The sequence below is a fragment of the Roseibium algicola genome (assembly GCF_001999245.1).
GTDB classification, from domain to species: Bacteria; Pseudomonadota; Alphaproteobacteria; order Rhizobiales; family Stappiaceae; genus Roseibium; species Roseibium algicola.
The window spans coordinates 1,936,903-1,963,491 of sequence record NZ_CP019630.1 but is presented as its reverse complement, the minus strand read 5'-3'; the positions used below and the strand labels follow the sequence as shown (position 1 = coordinate 1,963,491).

At 59.6% G+C, this 26,589-nt stretch carries 28 protein-coding genes; 21 read left to right on the top strand and 7 right to left on the bottom strand.

Annotated elements, in window-relative coordinates; translation table 11 throughout:
* Window positions 1–89: 89 nt before the first annotated feature.
* Window positions 90–410, top strand: coding sequence for a YbaB/EbfC family nucleoid-associated protein (locus tag B0E33_RS09185; RefSeq protein ID WP_006935456.1), 321 nt, complete (start codon window positions 90–92; stop codon window positions 408–410).
* A gap of 152 nt (window positions 411–562) precedes the next feature.
* On the top strand, window positions 563–1,171 hold the full coding sequence (gene recR / locus B0E33_RS09180; protein WP_022999043.1) for a recombination mediator RecR: 609 nt from the start codon (window positions 563–565) through the stop codon (window positions 1,169–1,171).
* Window positions 1,172–1,219: 48 nt separating this feature from the next.
* Here the strand turns inward: recR and B0E33_RS09175 are convergent, their stop codons facing one another.
* On the bottom strand, window positions 1,220–1,966 hold the full coding sequence (locus B0E33_RS09175; protein WP_156912366.1) for a class I SAM-dependent methyltransferase: 747 nt from the start codon (window positions 1,964–1,966) through the stop codon (window positions 1,220–1,222).
* Window positions 1,967–2,149: 183 nt separating this feature from the next.
* Here B0E33_RS09175 and B0E33_RS09170 point away from each other — a divergent pair, with 183 nt between their 5' ends.
* From B0E33_RS09170 to B0E33_RS09140, 7 genes are all read left to right on the top strand, one after another.
* Complete coding sequence (locus tag B0E33_RS09170; RefSeq protein ID WP_022999041.1) at window positions 2,150–2,830, top strand: sulfate transporter family protein; 681 nt, start codon at window positions 2,150–2,152, stop codon at window positions 2,828–2,830.
* Between the two features lie 130 nt (window positions 2,831–2,960).
* Window positions 2,961–3,896: a glutaminase gene (locus B0E33_RS09165; protein WP_022999040.1), complete on the top strand. Its 936-nt coding sequence runs from the start codon at window positions 2,961–2,963 to the stop codon at window positions 3,894–3,896.
* Between the two features lie 277 nt (window positions 3,897–4,173).
* Complete coding sequence (gene sdhC / locus B0E33_RS09160; protein WP_077291011.1) at window positions 4,174–4,572, top strand: succinate dehydrogenase, cytochrome b556 subunit; 399 nt, start codon at window positions 4,174–4,176, stop codon at window positions 4,570–4,572.
* 10 nt (window positions 4,573–4,582) lie between these two features.
* Complete coding sequence (gene sdhD / locus B0E33_RS09155) at window positions 4,583–4,966, top strand: succinate dehydrogenase, hydrophobic membrane anchor protein (protein WP_077291010.1); 384 nt, start codon at window positions 4,583–4,585, stop codon at window positions 4,964–4,966.
* A 5-nt stretch (window positions 4,967–4,971) separates the two neighbouring features.
* Window positions 4,972–6,798: a succinate dehydrogenase flavoprotein subunit gene (sdhA, locus tag B0E33_RS09150; protein ID WP_077291009.1), complete on the top strand. Its 1,827-nt coding sequence runs from the start codon at window positions 4,972–4,974 to the stop codon at window positions 6,796–6,798.
* 12 nt (window positions 6,799–6,810) lie between these two features.
* Entirely contained in the window at window positions 6,811–7,656 is an 846-nt protein-coding gene (locus tag B0E33_RS09145; protein WP_031268686.1) for an FkbM family methyltransferase, read from the top strand.
* Between the two features lie 59 nt (window positions 7,657–7,715).
* The gene (locus B0E33_RS09140) at window positions 7,716–8,498 is read left to right on the top strand and encodes a succinate dehydrogenase iron-sulfur subunit (protein ID WP_031268685.1); all 783 of its coding nucleotides are present in this window, start codon (window positions 7,716–7,718) and stop codon (window positions 8,496–8,498) included.
* Window positions 8,499–8,830: 332 nt separating this feature from the next.
* Here B0E33_RS09140 and B0E33_RS09135 read toward each other — a convergent pair whose 3' ends face one another.
* The gene (locus tag B0E33_RS09135; protein WP_208997790.1) at window positions 8,831–9,655 is read right to left on the bottom strand and encodes a class I SAM-dependent methyltransferase; all 825 of its coding nucleotides are present in this window, start codon (window positions 9,653–9,655) and stop codon (window positions 8,831–8,833) included.
* Complete coding sequence (locus tag B0E33_RS09130; protein WP_077291008.1) at window positions 9,616–10,806, bottom strand: Rossmann-fold NAD(P)-binding domain-containing protein; 1,191 nt, start codon at window positions 10,804–10,806, stop codon at window positions 9,616–9,618. The genes B0E33_RS09135 and B0E33_RS09130 overlap by 40 nt, the downstream gene beginning before the upstream one ends.
* A 249-nt stretch (window positions 10,807–11,055) precedes the next feature.
* Here B0E33_RS09130 and creD point away from each other — a divergent pair, with 249 nt between their 5' ends.
* The 5 genes from creD to B0E33_RS09105 all read left to right on the top strand — a co-directional run bounded on the left by creD (window position 11,056) and on the right by B0E33_RS09105 (window position 15,106).
* Complete coding sequence (gene creD / locus B0E33_RS09125; RefSeq protein ID WP_077291007.1) at window positions 11,056–12,522, top strand: cell envelope integrity protein CreD; 1,467 nt, start codon at window positions 11,056–11,058, stop codon at window positions 12,520–12,522.
* Between the two features lie 178 nt (window positions 12,523–12,700).
* Window positions 12,701–13,084: a VOC family protein gene (locus B0E33_RS09120; protein WP_077293203.1), complete on the top strand. Its 384-nt coding sequence runs from the start codon at window positions 12,701–12,703 to the stop codon at window positions 13,082–13,084.
* A 34-nt stretch (window positions 13,085–13,118) separates the two neighbouring features.
* Window positions 13,119–13,496, top strand: a complete 378-nt coding sequence (locus B0E33_RS09115) for a VOC family protein (RefSeq protein WP_077291006.1) — start codon at window positions 13,119–13,121, stop codon at window positions 13,494–13,496.
* Window positions 13,497–13,802: 306 nt separating this feature from the next.
* Window positions 13,803–14,447, top strand: coding sequence for a peptide-methionine (S)-S-oxide reductase MsrA (gene msrA / locus B0E33_RS09110; protein ID WP_077291005.1), 645 nt, complete (start codon window positions 13,803–13,805; stop codon window positions 14,445–14,447).
* Window positions 14,448–14,584: 137 nt separating this feature from the next.
* Entirely contained in the window at window positions 14,585–15,106 is a 522-nt protein-coding gene (locus B0E33_RS09105; protein ID WP_022999027.1) for a hypothetical protein, read from the top strand.
* Window positions 15,107–15,135: 29 nt separating this feature from the next.
* Here B0E33_RS09105 and recQ read toward each other — a convergent pair whose 3' ends face one another.
* The 3 genes from recQ to B0E33_RS09090 form a co-directional block, all read right to left on the bottom strand.
* Entirely contained in the window at window positions 15,136–17,025 is a 1,890-nt protein-coding gene (recQ, locus tag B0E33_RS09100) for a DNA helicase RecQ (protein ID WP_022999026.1), read from the bottom strand.
* A gap of 155 nt (window positions 17,026–17,180) precedes the next feature.
* Window positions 17,181–18,074, bottom strand: a complete 894-nt coding sequence (locus B0E33_RS09095) for a GNAT family N-acetyltransferase (protein ID WP_022999025.1) — start codon at window positions 18,072–18,074, stop codon at window positions 17,181–17,183.
* Window positions 18,075–18,191: 117 nt separating this feature from the next.
* Complete coding sequence (locus B0E33_RS09090) at window positions 18,192–18,569, bottom strand: MAPEG family protein (RefSeq protein ID WP_022999024.1); 378 nt, start codon at window positions 18,567–18,569, stop codon at window positions 18,192–18,194.
* A gap of 234 nt (window positions 18,570–18,803) precedes the next feature.
* Between B0E33_RS09090 and B0E33_RS09085 the strand changes: the two genes are divergently transcribed.
* The 3 genes from B0E33_RS09085 (at window position 18,804) to B0E33_RS09075 (ending at window position 20,738) form a co-directional block, all read left to right on the top strand.
* Window positions 18,804–19,259 (top strand): arsenate-mycothiol transferase ArsC, encoded by a 456-nt coding sequence (locus B0E33_RS09085; protein ID WP_208997789.1) that lies wholly within the window; start codon window positions 18,804–18,806, stop codon window positions 19,257–19,259.
* 100 nt (window positions 19,260–19,359) lie between these two features.
* The gene (locus B0E33_RS09080; protein ID WP_077291003.1) at window positions 19,360–19,881 is read left to right on the top strand and encodes a protease inhibitor Inh/omp19 family protein; all 522 of its coding nucleotides are present in this window, start codon (window positions 19,360–19,362) and stop codon (window positions 19,879–19,881) included.
* A gap of 74 nt (window positions 19,882–19,955) precedes the next feature.
* Window positions 19,956–20,738 (top strand): DUF7662 domain-containing protein, encoded by a 783-nt coding sequence (locus tag B0E33_RS09075; RefSeq protein WP_022999021.1) that lies wholly within the window; start codon window positions 19,956–19,958, stop codon window positions 20,736–20,738.
* A gap of 303 nt (window positions 20,739–21,041) precedes the next feature.
* Here B0E33_RS09075 and B0E33_RS09070 read toward each other — a convergent pair whose 3' ends face one another.
* Entirely contained in the window at window positions 21,042–21,599 is a 558-nt protein-coding gene (locus tag B0E33_RS09070; RefSeq protein ID WP_077291002.1) for a GrpB family protein, read from the bottom strand.
* A 172-nt stretch (window positions 21,600–21,771) separates the two neighbouring features.
* Here B0E33_RS09070 and zapE point away from each other — a divergent pair, with 172 nt between their 5' ends.
* From zapE to sucD, 4 genes are all read left to right on the top strand, one after another.
* Window positions 21,772–22,929, top strand: coding sequence for a cell division protein ZapE (zapE, locus tag B0E33_RS09065; protein ID WP_031268680.1), 1,158 nt, complete (start codon window positions 21,772–21,774; stop codon window positions 22,927–22,929).
* A gap of 173 nt (window positions 22,930–23,102) precedes the next feature.
* A complete protein-coding gene (mdh, locus tag B0E33_RS09060; RefSeq protein ID WP_022999018.1) occupies window positions 23,103–24,065 on the top strand; it encodes a malate dehydrogenase in 963 nt (320 codons plus the stop codon).
* Window positions 24,066–24,140: 75 nt separating this feature from the next.
* Window positions 24,141–25,334, top strand: a complete 1,194-nt coding sequence (gene sucC / locus B0E33_RS09055) for an ADP-forming succinate--CoA ligase subunit beta (protein WP_077291001.1) — start codon at window positions 24,141–24,143, stop codon at window positions 25,332–25,334.
* 333 nt (window positions 25,335–25,667) lie between these two features.
* The gene (sucD, locus tag B0E33_RS09050) at window positions 25,668–26,576 is read left to right on the top strand and encodes a succinate--CoA ligase subunit alpha (RefSeq protein ID WP_077291000.1); all 909 of its coding nucleotides are present in this window, start codon (window positions 25,668–25,670) and stop codon (window positions 26,574–26,576) included.
* Window positions 26,577–26,589: the final 13 nt, after the last annotated feature.

Genomic DNA, 26,589 nt, shown 5'->3' with positions numbered 1-26,589 from the left:
TCCGCGCTTCTTGTTCTTCTAAATGCAGTTCCCAGATAGGTAAGGTCGCGGAAATCCGCGCCATGTGAGGGTTTGGAAGGAGTCGTTCCATGGATTTCCTCAAGATGATGAAACAGGCCAAGCAAATGCAGGAGCAGATGGGCTCGCTGCAGGAGCAGATCGTTGAGATCGAGGCCGAAGGCTCGGCCGGTGGCGGCCTGGTCACCGTGCGTCTCAACGGCAAGAGCGATCTGAAGTCGCTGTCGATCGATCCGTCTCTTCTGAAGGAAGAGGAAAAGGAGATCCTCGAGGATCTGCTGATTGCTGCCCACACCGAAGCCCGTGCCAAGGTCGAGCAGGCAATTCAGGAAAAGACCCAGGAACTGATGGGTGGTCTGGGCCTGCCCGCCGGCATGAAACTGCCGTTCTGATACCAACTGAAGTGCGTGACGGCCGTAAGGGCCTCGCGCCATGCCTCGTAAGCCGGCCTCTTGGTTGCTTCCTGGAAATCAGGGGAGCGATCCGGCCGGTTTGACGCGGCAGGTCTTTCAGGTGGTCGTCAACGCGCGCTGAAGAGAAAACCATGGCACAGAAAAGTGTGGCAGGACCGGAAATCGAACGGCTGATCCAGCTCCTGGCGAAATTGCCGGGGCTTGGCCCGCGTTCGGCGCGCCGTGCCGCGCTGCATCTGATCAAGAAAAAGGATCAGCTGCTGGTGCCGCTGGCGGACGCCATGGGCATTGCGGTTCGGGAAATCGGCATCTGCTCCACTTGTGGCACAGTCGATACGTCCGATCCCTGCACCATCTGTTCAGATCCGAAACGCGACCAGAGTGTTCTGGTGGTGGTCGAGGATGTTGCCGATCTGTGGGCGCTGGAACGTGCCGGCGCGGTCAATGCCCGGTATCACGTCCTGGGCGGTACCCTGTCGCCTCTCGACGGCATCGGCCCGGAGGATCTCAATCTCGCCTCGCTGATCGACCGTTGCGGGTCGGAAGGCTTTTCGGAAGTCATTCTGGCGATCAACGCCACCGTCGAGGGGCAGACAACGGCCCACTACATCATGGACCAGCTGTCTCATCTTGAGGTCAATGTCACCCGGCTCGCCCATGGGGTGCCCGTCGGCGGCGAACTGGACTATCTGGACGAAGGCACGCTGGCGCAGGCGCTGCGCGCCCGGACGCGGTTCTAGAAACACGCTGGAAACCAGGCACCTGGCACACTGCCGAAGCCGACAGCCTCACTTCTCATACAAAAACGCGGCGCAAAACAGATCGCCGGGAAACCGGAAGATCTCCCGGCTCGATGTAAAACCAGCTGTCTCGCCCATCGCCAACCAATCTTCCGGGGTCTCGGGAAAGTCGTGCGTGCTGATGTGTTGCCAGAGGTGGTCATATTCGGCGTCGGTAAGTGAACGAAACCGGTGGCGCAGTTCTTTCTGCCAGCGGCGTGTATAATCGGCTCGTGTTTCGCCGGGCAGGCACACAGGCTCCGCGCAGACGAAGACGCCACCCGGCTTGAGTGCGTTGCGGATCGCTGACAGCATTTTCTGTTTTTGCGCGCGCTGAAGATGATGGATGGAATAACCGCACCAGATGAAGTTGGCGCTGGCCGGACGGCTCACGATGCCTTCCACCATGTCCTCTTCGGCAAGTTCCACATCATGCGGAACGTCTTTCATCACCCGGGCGGCGCATTGCAGCGCCGGGCGTGACAGGTCGAGGCCCTCGTAGGTCGCGACCTTGCTGTCCTGAAGCACCGTCTGCGCAAGACTGGCGTCGCCGCAGGCCAGATCCAGAAAAGCGAAAGGCCTGTCAAAACGTCTGCCGATCTCGTCGCGCAAGAGCTGGCCGATTTCCCGGTGGTGCATTTCGTTGGCACGCACCAGCTTGTGATAGATGTTCCACTCGAACTGGAACATTTTCAGGGCTTCGGGTGCCAGTCCCTTGGTGATGTCGGTGTCGGGGGCGAAATGAAGATGCAGCATCGTGCGGTCCGAACCTGGGGTGTAAAGTACCGGCAACGAACAACCGTTTAACAAATGCTAGTTTCAGAAACGGGTTCGCACAACAATAAGTTTAGTTTTCAGTCGCCTATCGTCCGCGGGCTTGCACATGATCGGCGCTGCACTTATGTCGAGGCGGTCGTTCACGAGAAATTTGAAGGTGTCATGTTCCAAGCTGCTTCCCGCGCCATGTCCGAGGTGTTCGAACCGCCGTTCCGGGCAATTTTCTGGAAGATGCTTGGCTTTACACTTGGCGTGCTTGTGGTCATCTGGATCGCCCTTCAGGGCGTGATCGCGGCCTTCGTCGCGCTGCCTTATGCCTGGATGGACACGGCGATATCCGTTCTGACGGGCATTGGCGCAATATTCGTACTCGGCTTCCTGATTGCGCCTATTTCAGCGCTTTTCGCCGGCCTCTTTCAGGACGAAATCGCGGATATCGTCGACAAGAAAGACTATCCGCACGACCAGCCGGGCCGCGCACTGCCGCTGTCGCAGTCGATCGTGCAGACCATAAAGTTCACCGGCGTCGTGATTTTGGGCAACCTGTTTGCCCTGGTGCTGCTGCTTGTGCCCGGTGTCAATCTGGTCGCCTTCTTCATCGTGAACGGTTACCTGCTCGGCCGGGAATTCTTCGAATTCGCCGCCATGCGTTTCCTTCCGGCGGCCGAGGCGAAGGCATTCCGCAAGGCGCGGGGCGGAACCGTTTTTCTCGGTGGTCTCATCATCGCCGGCTTGCTTGCCGTGCCGATTCTCAACCTGGTGACGCCGATCTTTGCGACCATCTTCATGCTGCATCTTTTCAAGCTGCTGGCAGCGCAGCGGCAGAATGTGGCGCGCGCCTGAAGACTGTCTTGCTCTTGCGGGGCTGGAGACCACGCCCGGCAATTGAGGCTGCCAGGATGGCGTCACGTCACCCGACACTTGCATATCCCATGGCAATCTGACCAAGTGCCCCTCCGAACCGGAGGAGCACATGCAGGAATTGCTGACGGAAATCGCGGAAGCCGCTGCGGCCAATCCCGACAAAGGCAATGTCGCGACCTATATTCCCGAACTGGCAGGCATCGATCCCAACCAGTTCGGCATAGCCGTCGCCCTGGCCGATGGCAGGGTATTCACAGCCGGCAATGCCGATGTGCCGTTCTCCATCCAGTCCGTCTCCAAGATTTTTGCCCTTGCTCTGGCGCTCGGCCGGGTCGGAGATCAGCTCTGGTACAGGGTTGGGCGCGAACCCTCCGGGCTTTCCTTCGATTCGATCCTGCTTCTGGAGCGGGAAGATGGCATTCCCCGCAATCCGTTCATTAATGCCGGTGCGCTGGTGACGACGGATACCTATCTGGCCGGATCAACGCCACGGGAAGCTCTGGGCGAATTGCTGCGCTTTATTCGCGCCGCCTGCGACGACGACAGCATCCACATGAACGAGAAGGTCGCGAAGTCGGAACTCGCCACCGGACACCGCAATTTCTCGCTTGCCCATTATCTGGCGTCCTACGGCAACCTGCGGGCTTCCGTCGACAAGGTGCTTGGCACCTACTGCCATCAATGCGCCATTGAAATGTCCTGCCGGCAGCTTGCGCTTGCCGGCCGCTTTCTGGTGGATGCGCCCCGGATGCCGGGCCTTGTTTCGATCGAGCGCCGGAGGCGGATCAATGCCCTCATGATGACTTGTGGCCATTACGACGGTTCGGGCGATTTCGCCTTTCGTGTCGGCATGCCGGGCAAAAGTGGTGTCGGCGGCGGCATTCTCGTGATTTCGCCAAGCCGGGCGTCGATCGCCGTCTGGTCGCCGGGTCTCAACAAGTACGGCAATTCCAAGCTGGGCACGGAAGCAATGGAGCATTTTGCTCACAAAACCGGCTGGTCGGTGTTCGGCGTTCCCCACGGGGGCGAAGGGGCTCACGTTTAGGTCACTTTCTGTCACCGGATGAATTTAAACGATATAGAAGTAGTTTCCTTGCAATTAGGCCTATAGGATATTTTGACCTTTTGAAGCGTTGGCGCTATTACGCACCTAGACAACGCTTTGATTTGCTTACGTTTGCGTAAACGTAAACTGGGGTGAGGTGAGTTGAGGTTGGGTCGTTTGGCCAGAAGGCTGCGCCGGTTCGTCCGGGGTCGGAACCAGGTTCAAACGGGTCATCTTAAGCGCATTTCGCTCTAGCGTCGTACGGGAGAGGAATTCCATGTCGAACGCCGATCTGCGGGGCAACCGCCCGCTGTCGCCCCATCTTCAGATTTACAAGCTCATTCTGACGATGGTCATGTCGATTCTGCACCGCATCACTGGCGCGGCGCTCTATTTCGGCACTGTCCTGCTGGCCTGGTGGCTGATCGCCGCTGCGGCGGGCCCCAGCTACTTCGATTTCGTCAACGGCATCTACGGCTCGATCATCGGCCGTCTGATCCTGTTCGGCTTCACCTGGGCGCTTGTGCATCACATGCTCGGCGGCCTGCGCCACTTCATCTGGGACATGGGTGCGGGCTTCGGCAAGGAAGCGCGCGAGTGGCTCGCCAAGGCGACCATCATCGGGTCCGTTGCCGTCACGCTGATCCTCTGGATCATCGGCTACGCGATTCGCTAAGGAGAGTGTCATGACAGATATGCGCACACCCCTGAACAAGGTACGCGGCCTTGGATCTGCCAAGGAAGGCACCGATCACTTCTGGAAGCAGCGTCTGACCGCTGTCGCCAACGTGTTCCTGATCTCGTTCTTCGTGATCCTGGTGATCGCGATGCAGGGCTCCTCCCACGGTGACGTGGTCGAGACCCTCAAGAACCCGCTCGTTTCGATCATCCTGCTCCTGGTTATCCTCTCCGGCGTCTATCACATGAAGCTCGGCATGCAGGTGATCATCGAAGACTATGTGCATGGCGAAGGCATCAAGTTCCTCACGTTGATGGCGAACACCTTCTTCTGCGCCTTAATCGGTTTCGGCTGCGTCTTCGCAGTGCTCAAGATTGGCTTTGGAGGCTGACCCGAATGGCCAAGACCTATGAATTTGTCGACCACACCTATGATGTGGTGGTCGTCGGCGCCGGTGGCGCAGGCCTTCGGGCCACGCTCGGCATGGCCGAGCAGGGCCTGAGAACGGCCTGCATCACCAAGGTGTTCCCGACCCGCTCCCACACCGTTGCTGCCCAGGGCGGCATCGCCGCGTCGCTCAAGAACATGACGCCGGACTGCTGGGAATGGCACATGTACGACACGGTGAAGGGATCCGACTGGCTCGGTGACACCGACGCCATGGAATACCTGGCCCGTGAAGCGCCGAAGGCGGTCTACGAACTGGAACACTATGGTGTGCCGTTCTCCCGGACCGAAGACGGCCGCATCTATCAGCGCCCGTTCGGCGGCCACATGCAGAACTACGGCGAAGGTCCTCCCGTGCAACGCACTTGCGCTGCAGCCGACCGGACCGGACACGCCATCCTGCACACGCTGTACGGCCAGTCCCTGCGCAACAATGCCGAATTCTACATCGAGTATTTTGCACTCGACCTGATCATGTCCGAAGACGGCGTGTGCCAGGGCGTGATCGCGTGGAACCTTGATGACGGCACCATGCACCGCTTTGCCGCCAAGATGGTGGTTCTGGCGACCGGCGGTTACGGCCGCGCCTTCTTCTCGGCAACCTCCGCCCACACCTGCACCGGTGACGGTGGCGGCATGGTGGCCCGTGCAGGCCTGCCGCTTCAGGACATGGAATTCGTCCAGTTCCACCCGACCGGCATCTACGGCTCCGGCTGCCTGATCACCGAAGGGGCACGCGGTGAAGGCGGTTATCTGGTCAACTCCGAGGGCGAACGCTTCATGGAGCGCTACGCACCGTCGGCCAAGGACCTTGCCTCCCGTGACGTGGTCTCGCGCTGCATGACCATGGAAATCCGCGAAGGCCGCGGCGTCGGCAAGGACAAGGACCACATCTTCCTGCACCTGGATCACCTCGATCCGGCTCTGCTGGCCGAACGTCTGCCGGGCATTTCCGAAAGCGCCCGCATCTTCGCCGGCGTGGATGTGACCAAGGATCCGATCCCGGTCCTGCCGACCGTTCACTACAACATGGGCGGCATTCCGACCAACTACTGGGGCGAAGTGCTGAACGCGGACGGCAACAATCCGAACCGCATCCAGGAAGGCCTGATGGCCGTCGGTGAAGCCGGCTGTGCATCGGTGCACGGTGCCAACCGTCTCGGCTCCAACTCGCTGATCGACCTTGTGGTCTTCGGCCGCGCGGCGGCGATCAAGGCTGGTGAGGTCGTCGATCCGAAATCGGCCGTTCCGGCGCCGAGCGAAGCTTCCTGTGAAAAGATCATGGACCGCTTCAACAAGCTGCGGAACGCTTCCGGTTCCATCCCGACCGCCGATCTTCGCGACAAGATGCAGCGCGCCATGCAGGAAGACGCTGCCGTCTTCCGGACCCAGGAAAGCCTGGAGCAGGGCTGCAAGCGTCTGACCGAGATCTGGGGCGAAATGAAGGACCTCAAGGTCTCCGACCGTTCGCTGATCTGGAACTCCGATCTGGTGGAAACACTGGAGCTGGAGAACCTGATGGCCAACGCCATCACCACGGTCTACGGCGCGGAAGCCCGCAAGGAAAGCCGCGGCGCCCATGCCCGCGAGGACTACAAGGACGGTCCGTTCGCCGGCCGCGACGACGAGAACTGGCGCAAGCACACGCTCTCGTGGGTCGACGAAGCCGGCAACGTCAAGCTGGACTACCGTCCGGTGGTGCTCGATCCGCTGACCACCCTTGAAGAGGGTGGCATCGATCCGAAGAAGATCGCGCCGAAAGCGCGCGTCTACTAAGGAGACGGCACGGTGAGCCAGGTGGCAACCCTTTTGGACACGAGAAGTCCGTTCGGCACATATCCCGCCGAGCGGATGGTCCGGGCTGCCTGGCGTCTTGCCGACCGGCACGACCTTTCCAAGGGCCTGCGCAAGCGTATCCGCTCCCTGGTAGCGCGGTTCTTCAAGGGCCCCTACGACCTGGAAGCCGACGGTCTGAAGTTCCGGATCTATCCGGGTGAAAACTATGACGACCGCAAGATCCTGGCCAAGGGCCGCCTGCCGGAGCGCGAAGAACACAAGCTGATCGAACCGCATCTGGGCAAGGGCAAGGTGTTTGTCGATATCGGCGCCAACATCGGCTCCTATTCGATCTTTGCCGCCGGTCTCGGCGCGGAGGTTGTTGCGATCGAGGCCAACCCGCAGACGGCAACGAAGCTCGGTTTCAACGTACGTGCAAACGACCTGGACACCGTTACGGTGGTCAATTCAGCCGTTGGCCCGCGCGACGATACGCTGCCACTGTGGCAGGAACCGAGCAACTGCGGCTTTGCCACCTTCGTGAAGGACCTGACCACCGGCGAGTGGGCTGGCGACTGGACACCGACCTTCGTGAAGGTTCGTCCGCTGACGGCCATAGCCGACGATCAGGGCCTCACCCGGATCGATGTTTTGAAAGTTGATGTGGAAGGCTTTGAGGACCGTGTGGTCCTGCCTTTCCTGAGGCACGCGGACCGGAGCCTCTGGCCCCGCGTGATCCTGCTTGAAACCAATTGCCGGCCCTACTGGACCGAGGATTGCCTGAGTGAACTGGCAAACCGCGGCTACGGGGTAACCGGCCAGACGAATGACAACATGGTCTTTGAGCTCTCTGCCTGAGCGAAAGACGATTTGGCCCTGGACGCGAAACCAAGGGCCCAACGCGGAGCAGTAACGAGATGGTTCAGCTGACGCTTCCCCGGAACTCCCAGGTGACGGAAGGCAAGGTGTGGGACAAGCCGGAAGGCGCCACCAACCTGCGTGAATACCGCATCTATCGCTGGAACCCGGACGATGGCCGCAACCCGCGCGTCGATACCTATTTCATCAATGCGGACGATTGCGGTCCGATGGTGCTCGACGGCCTCATCTACATCAAGAACAAGATCGATCCGACACTGACCTTCCGCCGGTCCTGCCGCGAAGGTATCTGCGGGTCCTGCGCAATGAACATCGACGGCACCAATACTCTGGCCTGCACCAAGGGCATGGACGAGATTGCCGGCGACGTCGTCAAGATCTACCCGCTGCCGCACATGCCGGTGGTCAAGGACCTTGTGCCGGATCTGACCAATTTCTATGCCCAGCACCGCTCGATCGAGCCGTGGTTGAAGACAGTATCGCCAGCCCCGGAAAAGGAATGGCGCCAGTCGCATGAAGACCGGGTGAAGCTTGATGGCCTGTATGAGTGCATTCTGTGCGCCTGCTGTTCCACGTCCTGCCCGAGTTATTGGTGGAACGGCGACCGCTATCTCGGCCCGGCCGTCCTTCTGCAGGCCTATCGCTGGCTGATCGACAGCCGGGACGAGGCCACCGGCGAGCGTCTGGACAATCTGGAAGACCCCTTCCGTCTCTATCGCTGCCACACCATCATGAACTGCTCGCAAGCCTGCCCGAAGGGTCTGAACCCGGCCAAGGCGATCGCCGAGATCAAGAAGATGATGGTCGAACGCCGGGTGTAAGTTTCACGGCGCCAGAAAATCGAAAGGCCGTCCCGGGGGGCGGCCTTTTTTGTATTGGTTCCGAACGACCTTGCCACCGTCATTCCGGACAAGCGCAGTGAAGCTGCGCACCGATCCGGAATCCAGATATCAGCGTGAGCGGAGCGAACACTCTGGAAAGATAAGGCAGCGCTATTCGCGCAGCATATTTCTGGATTCCGGATCTGCGGTCGGCTGCGCCTTCCTTGTCCGGAATGACGCGGGAAAACGCTTTTGCGTTTCCCGGTGCCCTGTTCTGGTCGGGCCGAAGCTGTGCCGGGATTACCGCGTTCTCAAGAAAAGCTCCACCGGCATCACACCTTCGCCCGGCACACCAGAAGCGAGCTGTTGCACCAGCCCCTGAACCCGGGAACACGACCAAGCGTGCGGGTAAGGGCGATTTCAGCGGGTTTCAGCGGACCCCATTCGAAGGTCTTGCCGCGCAGGTGGTGGAACAGTTTCCCGTGGCGGTTGGTTTCCTCGTACCAGGGGCTGAGCATCGGCAGATAGGGCAGGCACGAGAGATAGCCGATGCCGTGCACCGACTCGATCGTGACCGCGCGGCCGATGATCTCCGACCATTCGTTCAAGGTCATGCGGACCTGGTGCTCGGCGTAGTGCAGGTGGCCCAGCTTCAGCCGGTCGAGGCGGTAAAGCTGCGGGACCACGGCTAGGATCAGTCCACCCGGCGCAATGACCTCACCACATTGACGCATCACGGATTCGATCGCCGGCCCACGGCCTGGTAGATGCTCCAGCACGTCCAGAAGGGCGATCACATCCGGTTGCCAGGGAAGGTCGTCGCGGTGTTCGGAAAGACGGGTGGCATCCAGCACGATGTCCGGTTCGAACGCCGCTTCATAATCGGCACCGCAATAGTCGAAATCCAGGCCGGTGTCGGCGAGATATTCTTTCGAAATCGAGGTCGAGCAACCGATATCGAGAATACGCGGCGGCCGACCAAGGTCTTGTGCCCAGTCCCGGATGGTGCGGGCGACAATGTCGAACTTCACCGTTCCGTACAGGTTTCTCTGGGCGTTCGCGAGCTTCTTGACCAGATACTGCGAATGGACAGTAACTTCGGATTGCTCATCATCCGCTAGGTCTGGTCTCTCTGTTCGATCCAGAGTTTGGTGCACACTGCCTCTCCTTCTGTCGCCAAGCGGTGAATGCCGGGTTCGTAGGTGTAGGTGGTCAGGTCGGCCATCAGCACGATCAGTTCGCCGAGGATCAGCTCGACCACTTCATCGGCAACGCTGCCGGAGCCGGGAATGAAATTGGCCGGGTAGCCGTCGTTGACGAGGCAGATCTGCTTGTCCGCCCCCTGTTGACCGGGAAGCTGGAAAGCCTTGATCGACGGATGAATGTCGCAGGCTGGCGACTGTTCCAGAAAATCGACGTCGATTTCGATCCGCCGGGAACTGGCGCTCGCCACCAGGCAGCCGTTGCGAAGCTGCTGCAACACGTCCCGGGTTATCGACAAGCGCCCTGCCGCCCCGACAACCAGGTCGCATTGCTCGAGATCCGTGGGATGAAGGGTCGCCGGATAACCTGACAACCTTGCTTCTGCGATTTTCAGCGGGTCGACATCGATCAGCGAGACGATGACATCCAGCCGGCGCAGGGCCTTGGCCACGCCGAACCCGATCCAGCCTGCTCCGAAGACAGCAGCGTGCCGGCCGGCCAGGGAGTTGCCGAGATCGCGCATGAGCCCATCCAGGCACCGGGCAATGGTCTCGCCGCAACGTACCGCTTCCAGGCGCTTCAGCTCGCTGTCGGCACAGTGGAGCACAGGCACCCGCAGCCGCGTCTGCCCGGCCCGCCACACGCCTTGCTTGGTGATCTCCACCACGCCTTCGACAAGGTGCAGCTGATCTTGAAACCGCTCGTGCAGCAATTCGACGGCATAACCGCCGACTTCCTGAATGACGAGCTTCTGGTCGGAGGCCAGGCAGGCATCCAGGCTCTTCTGCAAGGCGTTGGCCAGGACCTCTTTGAATTCTGGCTCGGTCTTCGGGCACTGGACCTTGTCGCCGTATACGGCCTGCCATTTCAGCCGTGTCACATCACTGCCGGAGGAATACGGGATGCCGATGATTGCATCGAAATCCATGACCCCTTCCAGCGCATCGATCATGCGCCTTGTGTCGTCAAACAGATGCGCCACCAGCAGATACCGGTGCGCTTCACTCTTGAAGAGATCGAGCCGCTTGACCAGCGCCGGCAGATAGTCCGCACGTCGGGCATAGGCGGGCGCGGCCGCGGTAGATATGTCGCTTAATGGATGCATTGTTGGTTATTCCGAGGGTTCTGCCATTCTGGCACTGCGCCGCCGGTACGCACAAGTGCGAGTTGTGAAATAGACAGGAAAAATGAGGCAGCAATCCAACAACTTTTGAGCCACTGCACAGGAACTGCACAAACAATACTGAAAAGCCGCTCGGCCACGCCCTTTTGTGTCCTGTTCTGTCTTCAATGATCGCCCTGTTGACCGGGTGCCCGTCTGACGGGACATCCTTCTGGCAGAGGGTTGATTTGCATGACAAGCGATACTGAAAACGACACCGTTGAACAACCGCAGGAGCGACCTCAATTTTCGCAGCCCCGCTCACCCCGTGAACAGCCGGTGCGCCGAACGTCTTTTCTTGGGTCTCCTGCAGTCAAGTTCGTGATCATCGGAGTGTTGACCGTGATGCTGCTAGTGCCGAGCTTGTTCGTCTGGGTGCTGGTGGAAGAACGTGCCGAAAGGGCCCGGGATGTCGCTCAGGACATCGCCCGATCTTGGGGTGGCGTCCAGGAGATCAACGGACCGTATCTGGTTGTTCCGTTCAGCGAGACCTTCACTGTTTCCACCGGAGAAAACGCCAAGACCGAAATTCGCTGGCACACTGCCATCCTGTTTCCGGAAAAGCTGGATGTGCGTGGCGACATCTCCGTTCAGGAGCGCAGGAAATCGATCTATTCGCTGCCCGTCTATCATGGCGACGTGACATTGAAGGGCCGGTTCGCCGCAACGTCGTCCGAAAACTTTCAGCCGCAGTTCGGTGGGCAAATCGACATTGCCGGGGACAAGGCGGTTCTTGTGGTCGGCATCGGCGACATCGCAGCGCTGAAAAGCGAGGTCACACTGGTCCTGAACGACAGTGGTTCCGTGCCGTTCGAGCCTGGGCTCGGGCCACTGACCATGGAGCCGATACGGCGGTCTGTTGCCACGATCAACGCGTCCGGTATCAACGCACCTGTCGCTGCGGGTTTGTGGCGAAACGGGTTTTCTTTCGACATCCCGATGCAGCTGAACGGCTCCACCGCCTTCTATGTTGCCCCGGCCGGTCAGACGACCAGCGTATCCCTTCAATCCGACTGGCCGCATCCCGGCTTCACCGGCGCATTCCTGCCGGAAGCCCGAGAAATCGGCGATGCCGGTTTCAACGCATCCTGGACCATCCCCTATCTTGCCCGCGGCATTCCCAAACTGGTGCTCGGTCCGCAAATGCCGTTGCAAAACAAGGTTCTGGGAGTGCAATTCGTTGAACCCGTCAATTTCTATCAGACCATTTCCAGGTCGTTGAAATACGCAGTCTGCTTCATCAGTCTGACCTTCCTGGCGGTCTTCGTTCTGGAAATGCGCTCCGGATGGCGGGTCCATTGGATCCAGTATGGTCTGGTCGGACTGTCCCTGATCGTCTTCTACGTCATGCTGCTCGCCTTTGCAGAGCATGTTGGCTACGGCCTGGCCTATCTTGTGGCCGCTGCCGCCGCGACGCTGCTGAATGCGCTCTATATCGGGACTTCGCTCAAAAGCCGTCTTGCCGGAAGCGTGATGCTTGCGGTCCTGGCTGCGATATTCGGCGTGCTTTATGCGCTCATGCAGGAGCAGGACTACGCGCTCCTGATCGGTTCGATGATCGGGTTCCTGTCACTTGCCGTTACCATGTTTGCCACCCAGCGGATCGACTGGTCCGGGCAACAACAGGTTGGCACGAGGCCGCAAGCCGAAGCGGTCTGACGGTCATTCTGTCATTCCGGTATGTCGCCAATCCGATCGGCGGTGTGGCATCGCTGCGCCGCCGATTTTGCTTGGCATTTGCCGGTTGAGCGCATCGCAGCTCTAAAACGAGGCTTGCAATTCCTCCTTGAATGTTCTTATTTTGTTCTATTGAGGTGAGTGGGAGGACGTGATGTCCATTCTTGATCATATCGGTTTTGCGGTCAGCGATTTTCCGGCGTCTCGTGCGTTCTACGAAAAGGTCCTGGCGCCACTTGGCATCAAGGTGTTGATGGAAGTCACCGCTGAAATGACGGGTGGACCCGCCTATTGCGGTTTCGGCAAGGACAAGCCGGACTTCTGGATTGGCGAAGGCAAAGCCCCCGGAACACCGGTGCATGTCGCCTTTGCAGCTTCGAACCGGGCGCTCGTCGATGCCTTCTACGAGGCTGCGATCGCAGCCGGCGGCAAGGACAACGGCGCACCGGGCCTGCGGCCGCAGTACCACGAAAATTACTACGGTGCTTTCGTACTCGACCCGGATGGTCTGAATATCGAGGCGGTCTGTCACCTGCCTGAATAAGTCTTTGTTTCCTGATTTCAATTTGGAGAATAAAATGCACAAGAGCCGGCTGGGAGATCTGGTGATCGACTGTGAAGGTGGCGATATCGACCGCCATGCGGAATTCTGGGCCGGTGCGCTCGGGCGCACTGTTGAAGCTGAGCCGAAAAACCCACGCTATCGCCGTCTGATCGGCACGGAAGATGAAATCGGCATCCTGCTCCAGTCGGTCGAGCATCCCTCCCGCGTGCACCTGGATATCGAAACCGGCGATCCGGAAAAGGAAGTTGCCCGGCTTGAAGGTCTGGGCGCGACCATCGTTCAGAAACTGGACGGCTGGACAGTGATGCAGGCAACCAGCGGTCACCGGTTCTGCGTCGTCAAACCGCAACTCGCCGGTTTTGAGGAGGCTGCCAAGACCTGGGAGGCCTGAGAACGGCCTGATCGGACATGGCTTTGGCGGTCCGAAACGAGGGGCCTCACGCCAGGCTCACGGGCATGTGCTGGTTTGGCGAGCGGAGTTGAGTTTGTCTCAGCCGCCGGGCGCGTTACCTCTTTCGGGTAGAATTCGAAATGCCTTCTCCGGTCTTCCAACCCATGAGGCGCATTTCAAAGTCGAAGACCACAGCTCGAAACCCAAGCGCGCTGGTCGTCTTTCCGGTCGGGGTTTCGCCATCATCATCAGGTTGGCGCCCCCTTAGGAAAGGTCGACCACAACCAGCTCCCTGGAGGACCTGACATGAAACGCCTGCTCCCGCTCACTTTCTTTGCCGCGCTCGTGGCGTCGATGCCACCGGGAACCGCACAGGCCGAAACCGCGGTGCTTGCCGGAGGATGCTTCTGGTGCGTTGAATCCGATCTTGAGAAACTTCCCGGCGTGCGCGATGTCGTTTCCGGCTATGCCGGCGGGGAGACCCAGAACCCTACCTACAAGGATTATGATCGTGGCGGTCACCGGGAGGTCGTCAAGGTCGATTTCGACGAGAACAAGATCAGTTACACCGAACTTGTCGGGATATTCCTGCGCACCGTCGATGTGACGGACGCCGGCGGTCAATTCTGCGACCGGGGACATGCCTATTCCACCGCCATCTATCCTCTGGACGAAACCCAGGCGAAACAGGCCAGGGCGGAAATCGCGAAGGCGGAAAAGGCACTCGGCGGCAAGATCGTAACGCCGGTCGAGGCTCCGGCCGTTTTCTGGCCCGCTGAGGACTACCATCAGGCCTATTACAAGAGCCAGGTTCGTACGCTTACCCGCTTCGGCTACGTCACCCGCGCCGACGCCTACAAGGGCTACCGGAAAGGGTGCGGTAGGGATGCGCAGGTCAAGGCCGTGTGGGGCAGCGAAGCCTTCAAGGGGTTGCCCAAGGCAGGGTCATAACATTCGAAAATGGGCCGTTTCCGCGGGGAACGGCCCAAAAGAACAGCATTTTCGTCGAATTTTCAGGCATCAATTTGCCGTAGGGTAAGGTGTACACTACATACTTTCAGTGGGCTTACGTCTGAAAGGACGCTAACATGCTGAGCTTGTTTGGAAGTCGCGTTACAGCAGAGCCGGAATTTATTTCTGAATTGAGAGCCGTCGAGACGGAAGACCGCCTTCGAAGATCCACCGCCGCCATGCTGGAAGCAGCAGGGTTGGAGATCTGTGACACCAACACACCGACCGAATTTGCGGCAGCTGCCACCGTGTCGATCATGAAGCTCGTGCTGAAAGTGGTCGAGCGCGACTTTGACGAACTGTGCTTCGAAAACCGATTTGTCACCGGCCTGTTCGGGTTCCTGATTGCCCATAACCTGACGCGCCGCACCAATGCTGATCTTGGTGTCGTGCTGGGTATTGCGGGTCTGGACCTCTTCTCGCATGAGGAAATCGAACAGATCTACAAGCTCGGCTCGTCCTACAGGCGTCTGCGCCAGCACCGGAACATGCATCTGGCGCTCAGGGACATCATCGACAGTTTCCTGTCCCATCCTGATGAAGAAACCTTGTCGGATCTTGCCGGGGTTTATCAACTCTGCCTGCAGCAGGACGGTTGACCGGATTTCATCGGCAACCATCGTGGCGGTCATACGCCGGCTTCAAATGCCTCGACCAGCTCGAGGAACGCCTCGCCGTATTTTTCAAGTTTGGACTGCCCGACACCGGAAACGGCCAGCAGCGCATCTTCGGTCACCGGGCGCGCAGCGGATATCCCGGCCAGCGTCGCATCCGTGAACACTACATAGGGCGGTACGCCCTGATCGCGGGCAATCTGGGTCCGCAGCCTGCGCAAGCGTTCAAACAGCAGCCTGTCTTCATGGTCCAGTTCATCGGCGATGGAGGCCGTACGTGAAGAACTCGTCCGTTTCAGGCCTGCCGCGCTCCGGTCCTTGCGCAAGGCGAGCTTCTCGTCACCGCGCAGGACGCTCCGGGCCTTTTCCGTCAGAACAAGAGCACCGAACTGGGCATGGTCGACATCGACGTAGCCTGCGGCGACAAGCTGACGGGCAATCGACTGCCAGGTCTTCTGCGGCACGTCCTGACCAATTCCGAAAACCGACAGCGTGTCATGGCCGAAGCGGGTGCTTTTCTCGTTGGTCTTGCCCAGAAGCACATCTATGACATGCGCCGTGCCGAAACGTTGACCAGTACGATAGATCGCCGACATCAGCTTTTGGGCAGCTTCCGTGCCGTCCCAGGTCTCCACCGGGGACAGGCAGGTGTCGCAGTTGCCACAGGGTTTGGGGTAGGTCTCGCCGAAATGGGCTAGCAGGGCCTGACGACGGCAACCGGCCGTTTCACAAATGCCGAGAAGCGCGTTCAGCTTGGCATTTTCCGCGCGCTTGACCTCTTCGGGCGCATCGCCCTCGGCAATCATGCGCCGGCGCTGCACCAGATCGGCCATGCCGTAAGCCATGAAGGCTTCGGAGGGAGCGCCGTCGCGGCCTGCACGGCCGGTTTCCTGGTAATAGGCCTCGACCGAAGAGGGCAGATCCAGATGCGCGACATAGCGCACATCCGGCTTGTCGATACCCATGCCGAAGGCAACCGTCGCCACCAGGCACAGCCCTTCTTCCAGCAGAAACGCATCCTGGTTGGCGGAGCGCTGTTCCGCGGGCAATCCGGCATGATAGGGCAGGGCCCTGATGCCTTTAGAGGTCAGCCATTCGGCGATATCCTCAACCTTTGCCCGCGACAGGCAATAGACGATGCCACTCTCGCCGGAGTGCTTCTTCAGGAAATCCAGCAGCTGCTGGCGCTGGTTGGTGCGCTCGACAATCTCGTAGCGGATGTTGGGCCGGTCGAAGCTGGTGGAAAAGACGGCGGCGTCTTCCAGCTGCAGGCGGGCCAGAATGTCTTTTTGGGTGTGCGGGTCGGCAGTCGCGGTCAACGCCACACGCGGGACGCCCGGATAGCGGTCGCGCAGACAGGACAGCGACATGTACTCCGGACGGAAGTCATGTCCCCACTGGCTGACGCAATGCGCTTCATCGATGGCAAAAAGGGCAATCTGCAGCGTGTCCAGGAACTTGCGGAAGCTCTCGGTGCCCAGCCGCTCCGGTGTCACGTAGAGCAGGTCGATTTCACCGCGGCGCAGGGCACTGCGAATGCCGTCCTGTTCTTCAGGTGACAGCGTGGAATTGAGAGCTGCGGCCTGAACGCCAGCGGCGCGAAGCGCACCGACCTGGTCTTTCATCAGCGCGATCAGCGGCGAGACGACAATGCCAACCCCACGCCGGCACAGTGCCGGGATCTGGTAACAGAGCGACTTGCCTGCGCCGGTGGGAAACAGAACGACAGCGTCGTTGCCGTCCACAAGCGTTTCGATCACCGCCTGCTGTTTGCCCCTGAAGCTGCTGTAGCCGAAAACCTTCTGCAGAACCGCAAGCGGCTTCGGCTCCGGACGCACGGTCGGAGCAACGGCATGCTGCACTGGAATGACTTCCTCCGCGGCAACAGCGGGCGAAACGGGCATGGGTGAGACGGGTCCTTTGATTCTCCCGCACAATGTCTTATTCGCGGAAGAAGGGCAATGAAGGCGGAACCACGCCTGTGGATGACGTGCAGGCCCTGGTCAGAGCATCAAAAAATCAGATGCTTAGGAGACGCGTGGAGGCGGTGCGTTGGCACCTAGAACTCGGCGTCCGGATCCGTCGCCAGCGTTTCGGCGCAGTGAATGCGCATCTGTTCGGTCAGATCGCCAAGGTCGCCTTCAAGTTTTTCCGGGCGGATCGGCTTGCCGAAATGCACGTTGAACTTGGCATGTTCCTTGTTGAGCAATTCGTTGAAGACCGTCATGTCGCGCAATTCGGTCGACACTCTCGCAAGGAAATAGAACAGACCGGAATTGCGCCCGCCCATGTGCATGGGAATGATCGGGGCCTTGTTCTTGCGTGCCAGCGCCAGGGCTGACGTCATCCAGGGCCGTTCTGTCAGCTTGCCGTCGTGCCAATAGGCCAGGCGCCCGGAGGGAAACAGCACCACCACCCGCTCCTTGGCAAAGGCGGAGGAGGCGAGCTTGATCGTTTCCTTGGATTTTTCGCGGGTCTTGAAGTCAGCACGCCATTCGACCGGAATGATCATGTCGGCAAGGCGCGGGTTGATGCGGATGGCATCGCGGTTGGCAAAGATCGCAAGATCGTTCCGGCGGGACTTGATCGCATCATAAAGTACGATGCCGTCGGCAATGCCGGTCGGGTGGTTGGACACCAGAACGACGGGGCCTTCCTGCGGAACCCGTTCAAGGCCAAGCGTGGTGACGTCAAGCGACAGCAATCCGCTCAAATGGGCAAAAACCTCCAGCGCTTCCATCTGCGCAATGGTGTCGGCCATTTCGACGGCGGACTTGTAGCGAAGGATCTTGTGCGCGAAGGGTCTGATGAAGGGCCACCACGGGCTGGCCATCACCAGCTTGCCCCGTTCGGCAATCAGAAGGTCGACGATATGCTGCTCAGAAATCTGCCTCTGTGCCGCGGCCTGACGGCGCGTCGGCAAGGTGTCTGTCGTCTGGTCGGTCGTCCGCACAATGCACCTCTGCCCACGAGATTACTGCCTCACTCCGATGCATCGTTAACGAAATCAGCCTCTTGGTGCAAATGATCGTTGTACGAATTTCAGGATCGGAATCCGCCCATCGGCGGCTCAGCTCCATAGGGAACTGGTGAAAATTGCCAGCGATGTCAAGAAGGAGGCTGCCCAGGCAAGCGAGCGCGGCGAGGCGCGGTCGGCCCAGTAGCAGCCGATATAAATGATCCTCAATAACACGAAAAGCACGGCGAGCCTGTCGATCCAGTGAGGGTCGCCGCCCTGGTTGAGGCCAACGAAAACGGCAACCGCAAACAGGGGAAATGCCTCGAAGCCATTCGCCTGTGCCCCCTGTGCGCGGGCGCGAAAACCGTCTCGCCAATAGTCCGGGTCACGTGGGCGGGCGTTGTCGAAGGACTTGTCCAGTTTTGCCGGAAAGACGGAAAGCAGCGGCAGGATGGCGGCGGCAAGGACACACCAGAAGGCGACGGGCATGTGGGCTCCTCAGGAACGTGTTGCAGGTCTTGCGCGCGAATACCCGGAATGAGGTTGCAGCAGAGCACCGGGCTGCACGCGAGCGTTTGTGCGCATATCTATCAGGCTCGTGGAAGATATCCTCATGATTTTCGATGTTGCCCCGGGTTTGTCATAAAGTCTTCCCGTCCCGGCGCTAGGGGGAGGCCGCCCATGACGTGATTGGCATGGGCTGCAGCCGCGAAGGAATGCCCCTTGTCGAAAACAACCGTTCTGTTCGTCTGTCCGGACAACAGCCTGCTGTCGCCCCTGGCCGAAGCCTATCTGAATTTTCGGGCAGGTGGTCTGATGCGGGCGTTCTCCGCAGGTGTGGCTCCTTCCCAGGAACTGAGCCGGCATGTGCGCCGGATACTGTCGGCACGGGGAATTGATGCCAAAGGGCTTGCGCCCAAGCCGATCGACATTTTCCTGATGCCGCATGCTGAAATTCCCGACAGGGTCGTCTATCTCGCTGACCAGGCGCCGGTGGCCTTGCCGCCGCAGTGGAAGACCACGACATCGAGCCATTGGTGGAACATTGCCGCAAAACCGCCTTTTCCGGATGGTTTTGGTGCCTGCGCCACTTATTTCGAGAAGATTGCGGAGGCGATCGACAGGCTTGTGGAGCCGCCAAAAACAGCAGGCAAGGCCGTCTCGAGCCGGGTCGCCTGAGCGATCAGAAAACGGTCGATTCTCAGGATTTTGGATTTTCGACAAATTGTGGGCTAAGAGTTGCTCCCATATTGGGACGAAGGTGAGGGATTGATTCGTCATGATGCGCGCGGGAAAGTTTGTTTTGATCGTCGGCCTGGTGGTCCTGGCAGCTGGTTGCCAGAGATTGTCCGGAGGCCGGAATTATGCCGAACCGCTGCCGGCGACCCCGACTACACCCGTAGGCTCGGGACAGCTTGCACCGCTTGATCCCAACGCGCCGGCTGGCGGTCTCAACGATCCGTCGGCTCAGCCGACCGACCTGGCCAGCAACCCGGTTGCAGCGCCTGCCGATGCCAAGGAAGTTGGCCGGACAGACCTTCTGGGTGGCTGGAAAATCACCTCCGCTGGCGACAACTGCATGGCCTTCATGACGCTGACAACATGGTCCGGCGGCTACCGTGCAAATACCAGAGGTTGTGCTTCGCCTGTACTGTCCGGGATCTCTGCATGGGACCTGAGCGGCAATCAGGTGGTTCTGAAGGACGGCGCCGGCCTGATCGTTGCACAGCTTTACTCCAGCGCTTCCGGCCAGTTCAACGGTCAGACCTCTACCGGATCGCCGATCTCGCTGTACCGTTAAGGCCCCTCCGTATTTATGCTGGACAGCTCGCGCTATAGGTGTATATTTGCATAGCTACCGGAAAGGCTGTGCAAATGTCAAAATATGAACCACTGCGGGAACACTTGGCACGACTGGAAGATGTTGTCTGGGCGGCCAAGCTGAACGAAGTCGAAGATATCATAGGCTCGTCGCTGCCCAAGAGCGCCCGGGAACACCGGACATGGTGGGCAAATTCCGGCGGCAGTCTCGTTCACCAGAACGCCTGGCTTGATGCCGGCTGGCGGGTAGAGCGAACCGATCTCATGCGCGATGTCATCGTCTTCCGCCGGTTGCGCATCGGCGGAACCGTGGCCGGGGTGTCCGCCCGTATGGATCGGACCGCCAAGAATCCGCAAAAAACTGCAGAAAAGCGGCTCACCAAGGAAATGGCGGCCCTTCGTCAGCCTGCAACCGTAACGTTGCGCTCCGAATGGACCACGCTTGGCGATGTCCAGCGCACGCCCTGTTCCAATTCCATCATTCCGCAGGAAGGCGGCGTTGTGCGCTTCGCGGCCATGGAAGGCGACGAAGTCGTCACTGCCATCGTCGCAACCTTGTCGGTTCACAAGGCCTATCGCAGCCTGCGCATGGCGATGAAGGGTCTGGACGACGATACCGGCAGCCGCGTCGGTACGGAGCTGTTCAAGAAAGCCGGTTTCGATGCCGCCGCACCAATCGAATGCGATGTCGTCAAGTCCGGCAATGCCTGGCTGCTGACCGACGGTCGTGGCCGCAAGGCCAATCTGGACGACCAGTCCGAGTGTTATCTGGTTGCCCAGCTGCTCTATCTTCAGGAAGTCCAGAACGGTCGCAAGACGGCCCTTTACCTGCGCTAAGTGTTGTCTGAGTGCTTTTTGCGCTCAGCCGGGCACAGGCATGATGGCCGGGTCCAGTCAGGCCGAGCCGTTTGGGCGTTCATGATTGCGTTCCTCCCGCACAGGACCCCTCCCTGTGCCCTGCGCCCGTAACCCTCCCACCGGTTGCGGGCGCTGTTTGTTCAGAGGGCGTGCTGCCTTCCTGTTTCGAGTTCCTCAAGGCTTGGCCTGTGTTTTTCTGCCCATTATCAGTGAATTGCGAACCGGGCTGCTGGGTGCGGTGTTCCGTCAATGGGGGCAGTGATGGCGGGGCCGGAAGGAGCGTCATCGCTGGATCAGTCGCATACCTTCCCCTGAGAGCACGCCTTCGATGAAGGATGTCTTGCCGGTATTGTATATTTCCCAGTCGGGGGTCGAACCGGCCATGAGGGCAAGGTCCCGTTTCAGGGCGGCATAGCGCCCGGCAAGGCTGGCATCGCCGCGCAAGGCGTCGCGAAACTGGCGCCGCTTATCAGGTGAGGGGCAATCGGATGCACACAGACACAGCCGATGCGCGATAATCAGCTCGTGATTTTCCCTCTCCTTCGACCGGGGACCTGGTCCGGCTGGCCGGGTCATTTGCACTTCGTCTTCCCGAAAGCGGGCGCCGAGATCATGGTAGCCATACAGCAGGAGATCGTTGCTGAGTGCAGCCGGTGAAAATCCGGAAGCCAGCGTTACATCGATATGAAGTTTGGGTTTGGCAATCAGCCCAGGGACGGCCGTGGACCCGACATGGTCCAGGCGCAGGGCCCTTGCTCCCAGAAGATGTCCGAGGTCGTCGATCAGCAGGTCAGCCTGGCGAAACCAGTCCGGATTATGTGGGAGCAACGGAATGGACATGAGGTCTGAAATCCTTAAATTTCAAACGGTTGAAAAACAAATCCGTAAGAATGTGTGATCGTATGCAACCATATCATGACTTGCATCTGCGACGTTTTGACCTTATTCCGCCGTGCAAATAGATACGTCCAAGACCCCATGAATTCTCATGGAGGGAGCAGCACCCTTGAAGATGGAACTGCCGGTCAACCGCGCCCTGAGCGCCCGCTACGACGCGCTCATCGCGTCGGGTGAGATCAAGGAAGACCCCGTGCAACGGGAGGCGGTGCGCCAGCTCGATCTCCTGAACACCCGTCTTGCCGAAACCCGCCTGGCCTCCAAGAAAAGTTCACTTGGCTGGCTGTTCGCCAACAAGAAGAACCAGCTCTGGGCCTCCGTACAGGGGCTTTACATGTGGGGCGGTGTCGGGCGCGGCAAGACGATGCTGATGGACCTCTTTTACGAGGTAACGGTCATCCGCCGCAAAAGGCGTGTGCATTTCCACGAGTTCATGACCGATGTGCACGAGCGCATTCATGCCCACCGCCAGGCGCACAAGCGCGGCGAGGTCAAGGGTGACGATCCGATCCCGCCCGTGGCGAGCCAGATTGCCGAAGAAACGCGGCTGCTGCTGTTTGATGAGTTCTCGGTGACCGACATTGCCGATGCCATGATCCTCGGCCGCCTGTTCACCCAGCTTTTCGAGCGCGGCGTCATCGTTGTCGCCACGTCCAACGTCGAGCCGTCTCTCCTCTACAAGGACGGGCTTAACCGCCAGCTGTTCCTACCCTTCATCAAGATGCTGACCTCCAAGGTGGAAGTGCTGCATCTGGACAGTCCGACGGATTACCGGCTGGAGAAGCTTGCTGGTGCGCCGGTCTATGTCACGCCTCTGGGCGAGAGTGCAAACGCCCAGATGGATGAGCTCTTTGCCAAGCTGACGCACGGCATGACACCGCATTCCGAAGAGCTGGAGAACAAAGGCCGCAAGATCGCCGTTCCCTGTGTCGCGGCTGGAGCGGCCAGATTCACCTTCGACGACCTGTGCATGCAGCCGTTGGGGGCAAGTGATTATCTGCGCATCGCTCATGCTTTCGGCACGGTGTTTCTGGACAACGTGCCCGTGCTGTCCAAGGCGCGGCGCAACGAAGCCAAGCGCTTCATCAATCTGATCGATACGCTTTACGATAACGGCATCAAGCTGGTGGTATCGGCTGAGGCCGAGCCGCAGGATCTTTACGTCGGCGAGGACGGCACGGAAGCCTTTGAATTCGACCGGACAGCCTCCCGGTTGATCGAGATGCGGTCCGAGGCGTACCTTGCGGGAGAAAGACGACAAGTACACGCATAGGTCTGCATTCCCTATAGGTGAATTATGCAGACGGGAAGATCTGAGAAAATTTGTCCGGCATCGCGCAATATTCTTTTGGCGAGGTTGCGCGGGCGGATCAAAGGGAGTAGTGCCATCCTCAGTCATCAGAGGATGGCATGGAGTTCCATCTTACGTAAAGGGAAACTTTCGAAATGGCGCGGAACAAGATTGCCTTGATCGGCTCTGGTCAGATCGGCGGCACGCTCGCACATCTGGCAGGTTTGAAGGAACTGGGAGACATCGTGCTCTTCGACATCGCGGAAGGTGTTCCGCAGGGTAAGGCACTCGACCTGGCCGAGTCCTCCCCGGTCGATGGCTTCGATGCCAAAATGGCGGGTGCCAACAGCTACGAAGCCATCGAAGGCTCGGACGTTGTCATCGTTACCGCCGGTGTTCCGCGTAAACCCGGCATGAGCCGCGACGACCTTCTGGAAATCAACCTGAAGGTTATGGAGCAGGTTGGCGCCGGCATCGCAAAGTATGCCCCGAACGCATTCGTCATCTGCATCACCAACCCGCTCGACGCGATGGTCTGGGCCCTGCAGAAGTTCTCCGGTCTGCCGAAGAACAAGGTTGTCGGCATGGCAGGCGTATTGGATAGCGCCCGTTTCCGTTACTTCCTGGCAGACGAGTTCAACGTCTCCATCGAAGATGTGACCGCATTCGTTCTCGGCGGCCACGGCGACACCATGGTGCCGCTGACCCGCTACTCCACCGTCGCCGGCATCCCGCTCACCGACCTGGTCAAGATGGGCTGGTGCACTGCCGAGCGTCTGGAAGAAATCGTCCAGCGTACCCGTGATGGCGGCGCGGAGATCGTCGGCCTCCTGAAGACCGGCTCCGCTTTCTACGCTCCGGCGGCTTCCGCCATCGCAATGGCAGAAAGCTACCTGAAGGACAAGAAGCGCGTTCTGCCGTGTGCTGCTGCTCTCGACGGCCAGTACGGCCTGAAGGACACCTATGTGGGCGTTCCGGTCGTGATCGGCGCCGATGGCGTCGAACGCATCATCGAGATCGACCTGCAGGGCGACGAAAAGGCCAACTTCGACAAGTCTGTCGCTTCCGTCGACGGTCTGGTCGAGGCCTGCAAGAAAATTCAGCCGGCGCTCGCCTGAACCGGGCCCGCCTAAGGGAATTTGCGGCCGTTCTTCCTGCCGGGAAGAACGGTCCTCCGACAACGGGGGAAACACATGAACATTCATGAATACCAGGCCAAGGCCGTTCTGAAGGAATACGGTGCACCGGTGGCCGAAGGCGTTGCCATCTTCTCCGCCGACGAAGCCGAAGCAGCCGCCAAGAGCCTTCCGGGCCCGCTCTGGGTCGTGAAGTCGCAGATCCACGCAGGTGGCCGCGGCAAGGGCAAGTTCAAGGAACTGGCCGCTGATGCCAAGGGCGGTGTCCGTCTGGCTTTCTCGCTGGACGAAGTCACGTCCAACGCCAAGGAAATGCTCGGCAACACGCTGGTCACCAAACAGACCGGTGCCGCCGGCAAGGTGGTCAACCGTCTCTACATCGAAGACGGCGCCGACATCGAGCGTGAGCTTTACCTCTCCATTCTGGTCGACCGGACCGTTGGCCGCCCGGCTTTCGTTGTCTCCACCGAAGGTGGCATGGACATTGAAGCGGTTGCCGAAGAAACCCCCGAAAAGATCGTCACCCTGCCGATCGATCCGGAAACCGGTGTGACCGAAGCCGATGCCGCCAAGCTGTGCGACGCGCTGGAACTGACCGATGCGGCACGTGAAGACGGCATGAAGCTGTTCCCGATCCTGCACACGGCTTTCGTCGAGAAGGACATGAGCCTTCTGGAAGTCAACCCGCTGATCGTCATGAAGGACGGCCGCCTGCGCGTACTGGATGCCAAGGTTTCCTTCGACGGCAACGCTCTGTTCCGTCATCCGGACATCATGGAGCTGCGCGACGTCACCGAGGAAGACGACAAGGAAATCGAGGCCTCCAAGTACGACCTCGCCTATGTCGCTCTCGACGGTGACATCGGCTGCATGGTCAACGGTGCCGGCCTTGCCATGGCGACCATGGACATCATCAAGCTCTACGGCGCCGAGCCGGCCAACTTCCTTGATGTTGGCGGTGGCGCTTCCAAGGAGAAGGTGACGGCCGCGTTCAAGATCATCACGTCCGATCCGAACGTGAAGGGCATCCTGGTCAACATCTTCGGTGGCATCATGCGCTGCGACGTGATCGCGGAAGGCGTGGTTGCAGCCGTCAAGGAAGTCGGCCTGCAGGTTCCGCTCGTTGTTCGCCTGGAAGGCACCAACGTGGAACTCGGCAAGAAGATCATCAACGAAAGCGGCCTGAACGTGATCGCCGCTGACGATCTCGACGACGCCGCCCAGAAAATCGTGAAAGCGGTTAAAGGTTAAGCCCGGAGGCGCGCAATATAGATGGTATTTGGGCTTTTGGTCCTACTGCTCCTCTATAGTCCGGCATTGATGACTTTATGGGTTGCCATTGTAGGGCGTAGAAAATGGACGGTTCGAAAGGAAGTCTTGGTTTCTAAAGTGATTATCGCCGTTTCAACAGTTTTGTGCCTTGTCGTATGGACGAGCTATTTTCTGGAGGACTTTGATATTGCTCGAGCAGCCTACATTACCGTTGCATATAATCTGACTGCTGCCTGCATTGTATCTCTGGTTATTTACATTGCAGGACCTCGGTCTAGACAGCGTGCCGCCAATACGAAGGAAACATGATAGATGTCTATCCTCGTCAATAAAGACACGAAAATCATCGTTCAGGGCCTGACCGGCAAGACCGGCACGTTCCACACCGAACAGGCGCTTGAGTATTACGGCACCAAGATGGTCGCCGGCGTGCACCCGAAAAAGGGTGGCGAGACCTGGTCTTCCGGTGTCGACAGCGCTGCATCCCTGCCGATCTATGCGACCGTAGGCGAAGCCAGGGAAGCAACCGGTGCCGACGCCTCCGTGATCTACGTTCCGCCGGCAGGCGCGGGCGCAGCGATCATCGAGGCCATCGAAGCGGAAGTTCCGTTTATCGTCTGCATCACCGAGGGCATCCCGGTTGCCGACATGGTCAAGGTCAAGGCCAAGCTGGAGAAATCCAAGTCGCGCCTCCTCGGCCCGAACTGCCCGGGCATCCTGACCCCGGAAGAATGCAAGATCGGCATCATGCCGGGCTCCATCTTCAAGAAAGGCTCCGTCGGTGTTGTTTCCCGCTCCGGCACCCTTACTTATGAAGCTGTCTTCCAGACCACAAATGCCGGCCTCGGCCAGACGACGGCTGTCGGCATCGGCGGCGACCCGGTCAAGGGCACCGAGTTCATCGACGTCCTGGAAATGTTCCTGGCCGACGACGAAACCCAGTCGATCATCATGATCGGCGAAATCGGTGGCTCCGCGGAAGAAGACGCGGCGCAGTTCCTGAAGGACGAAGCCAAGCGCGGCCGGTCCAAGCCGATGGCTGGTTTCATCGCCGGACGGACAGCGCCTCCGGGCCGTACCATGGGCCACGCCGGTGCCGTTATTTCAGGCGGCAAGGGCGGTGCAGAAGACAAGATCGCTGCGATGGAAGCTGCTGGCATCAAGGTGTCACCGTCTCCTGCGAAGCTCGGCGAGACCCTTCTCGAAGTCTTGAAGGGCTGATTCTGCAAGAATC

What these genes read in the sequence shown, in the direction of transcription:
- B0E33_RS09185 (WP_006935456.1), top strand. Translation starts at nt 90, where the DNA reads ATGGATTTCCTCAAGATGATGAAACAGGCCAAGCAAATGCAGGAGCAG.
- recR (WP_022999043.1), top strand. Translation starts at nt 563, where the DNA reads ATGGCACAGAAAAGTGTGGCAGGACCGGAAATCGAACGGCTGATCCAG.
- B0E33_RS09175 (WP_156912366.1), bottom strand. Translation starts at nt 1,966, where the DNA reads ATGCTGCATCTTCATTTCGCCCCCGACACCGACATCACCAAGGGACTG.
- B0E33_RS09170 (WP_022999041.1), top strand. Translation starts at nt 2,150, where the DNA reads ATGTTCCAAGCTGCTTCCCGCGCCATGTCCGAGGTGTTCGAACCGCCG.
- B0E33_RS09165 (WP_022999040.1), top strand. Translation starts at nt 2,961, where the DNA reads ATGCAGGAATTGCTGACGGAAATCGCGGAAGCCGCTGCGGCCAATCCC.
- sdhC (WP_077291011.1), top strand. Translation starts at nt 4,174, where the DNA reads ATGTCGAACGCCGATCTGCGGGGCAACCGCCCGCTGTCGCCCCATCTT.
- sdhD (WP_077291010.1), top strand. Translation starts at nt 4,583, where the DNA reads ATGACAGATATGCGCACACCCCTGAACAAGGTACGCGGCCTTGGATCT.
- sdhA (WP_077291009.1), top strand. Translation starts at nt 4,972, where the DNA reads ATGGCCAAGACCTATGAATTTGTCGACCACACCTATGATGTGGTGGTC.
- B0E33_RS09140 (WP_031268685.1), top strand. Translation starts at nt 7,716, where the DNA reads ATGGTTCAGCTGACGCTTCCCCGGAACTCCCAGGTGACGGAAGGCAAG.
- B0E33_RS09130 (WP_077291008.1), bottom strand. Translation starts at nt 10,806, where the DNA reads ATGCATCCATTAAGCGACATATCTACCGCGGCCGCGCCCGCCTATGCC.
- creD (WP_077291007.1), top strand. Translation starts at nt 11,056, where the DNA reads ATGACAAGCGATACTGAAAACGACACCGTTGAACAACCGCAGGAGCGA.
- B0E33_RS09115 (WP_077291006.1), top strand. Translation starts at nt 13,119, where the DNA reads ATGCACAAGAGCCGGCTGGGAGATCTGGTGATCGACTGTGAAGGTGGC.
- msrA (WP_077291005.1), top strand. Translation starts at nt 13,803, where the DNA reads ATGAAACGCCTGCTCCCGCTCACTTTCTTTGCCGCGCTCGTGGCGTCG.
- B0E33_RS09105 (WP_022999027.1), top strand. Translation starts at nt 14,585, where the DNA reads ATGCTGAGCTTGTTTGGAAGTCGCGTTACAGCAGAGCCGGAATTTATT.
- recQ (WP_022999026.1), bottom strand. Translation starts at nt 17,025, where the DNA reads ATGCCCGTTTCGCCCGCTGTTGCCGCGGAGGAAGTCATTCCAGTGCAG.
- B0E33_RS09090 (WP_022999024.1), bottom strand. Translation starts at nt 18,569, where the DNA reads ATGCCCGTCGCCTTCTGGTGTGTCCTTGCCGCCGCCATCCTGCCGCTG.
- B0E33_RS09080 (WP_077291003.1), top strand. Translation starts at nt 19,360, where the DNA reads ATGATGCGCGCGGGAAAGTTTGTTTTGATCGTCGGCCTGGTGGTCCTG.
- B0E33_RS09075 (WP_022999021.1), top strand. Translation starts at nt 19,956, where the DNA reads ATGTCAAAATATGAACCACTGCGGGAACACTTGGCACGACTGGAAGAT.
- B0E33_RS09070 (WP_077291002.1), bottom strand. Translation starts at nt 21,599, where the DNA reads ATGTCCATTCCGTTGCTCCCACATAATCCGGACTGGTTTCGCCAGGCT.
- zapE (WP_031268680.1), top strand. Translation starts at nt 21,772, where the DNA reads ATGGAACTGCCGGTCAACCGCGCCCTGAGCGCCCGCTACGACGCGCTC.
- mdh (WP_022999018.1), top strand. Translation starts at nt 23,103, where the DNA reads ATGGCGCGGAACAAGATTGCCTTGATCGGCTCTGGTCAGATCGGCGGC.
- sucC (WP_077291001.1), top strand. Translation starts at nt 24,141, where the DNA reads ATGAACATTCATGAATACCAGGCCAAGGCCGTTCTGAAGGAATACGGT.
- sucD (WP_077291000.1), top strand. Translation starts at nt 25,668, where the DNA reads ATGTCTATCCTCGTCAATAAAGACACGAAAATCATCGTTCAGGGCCTG.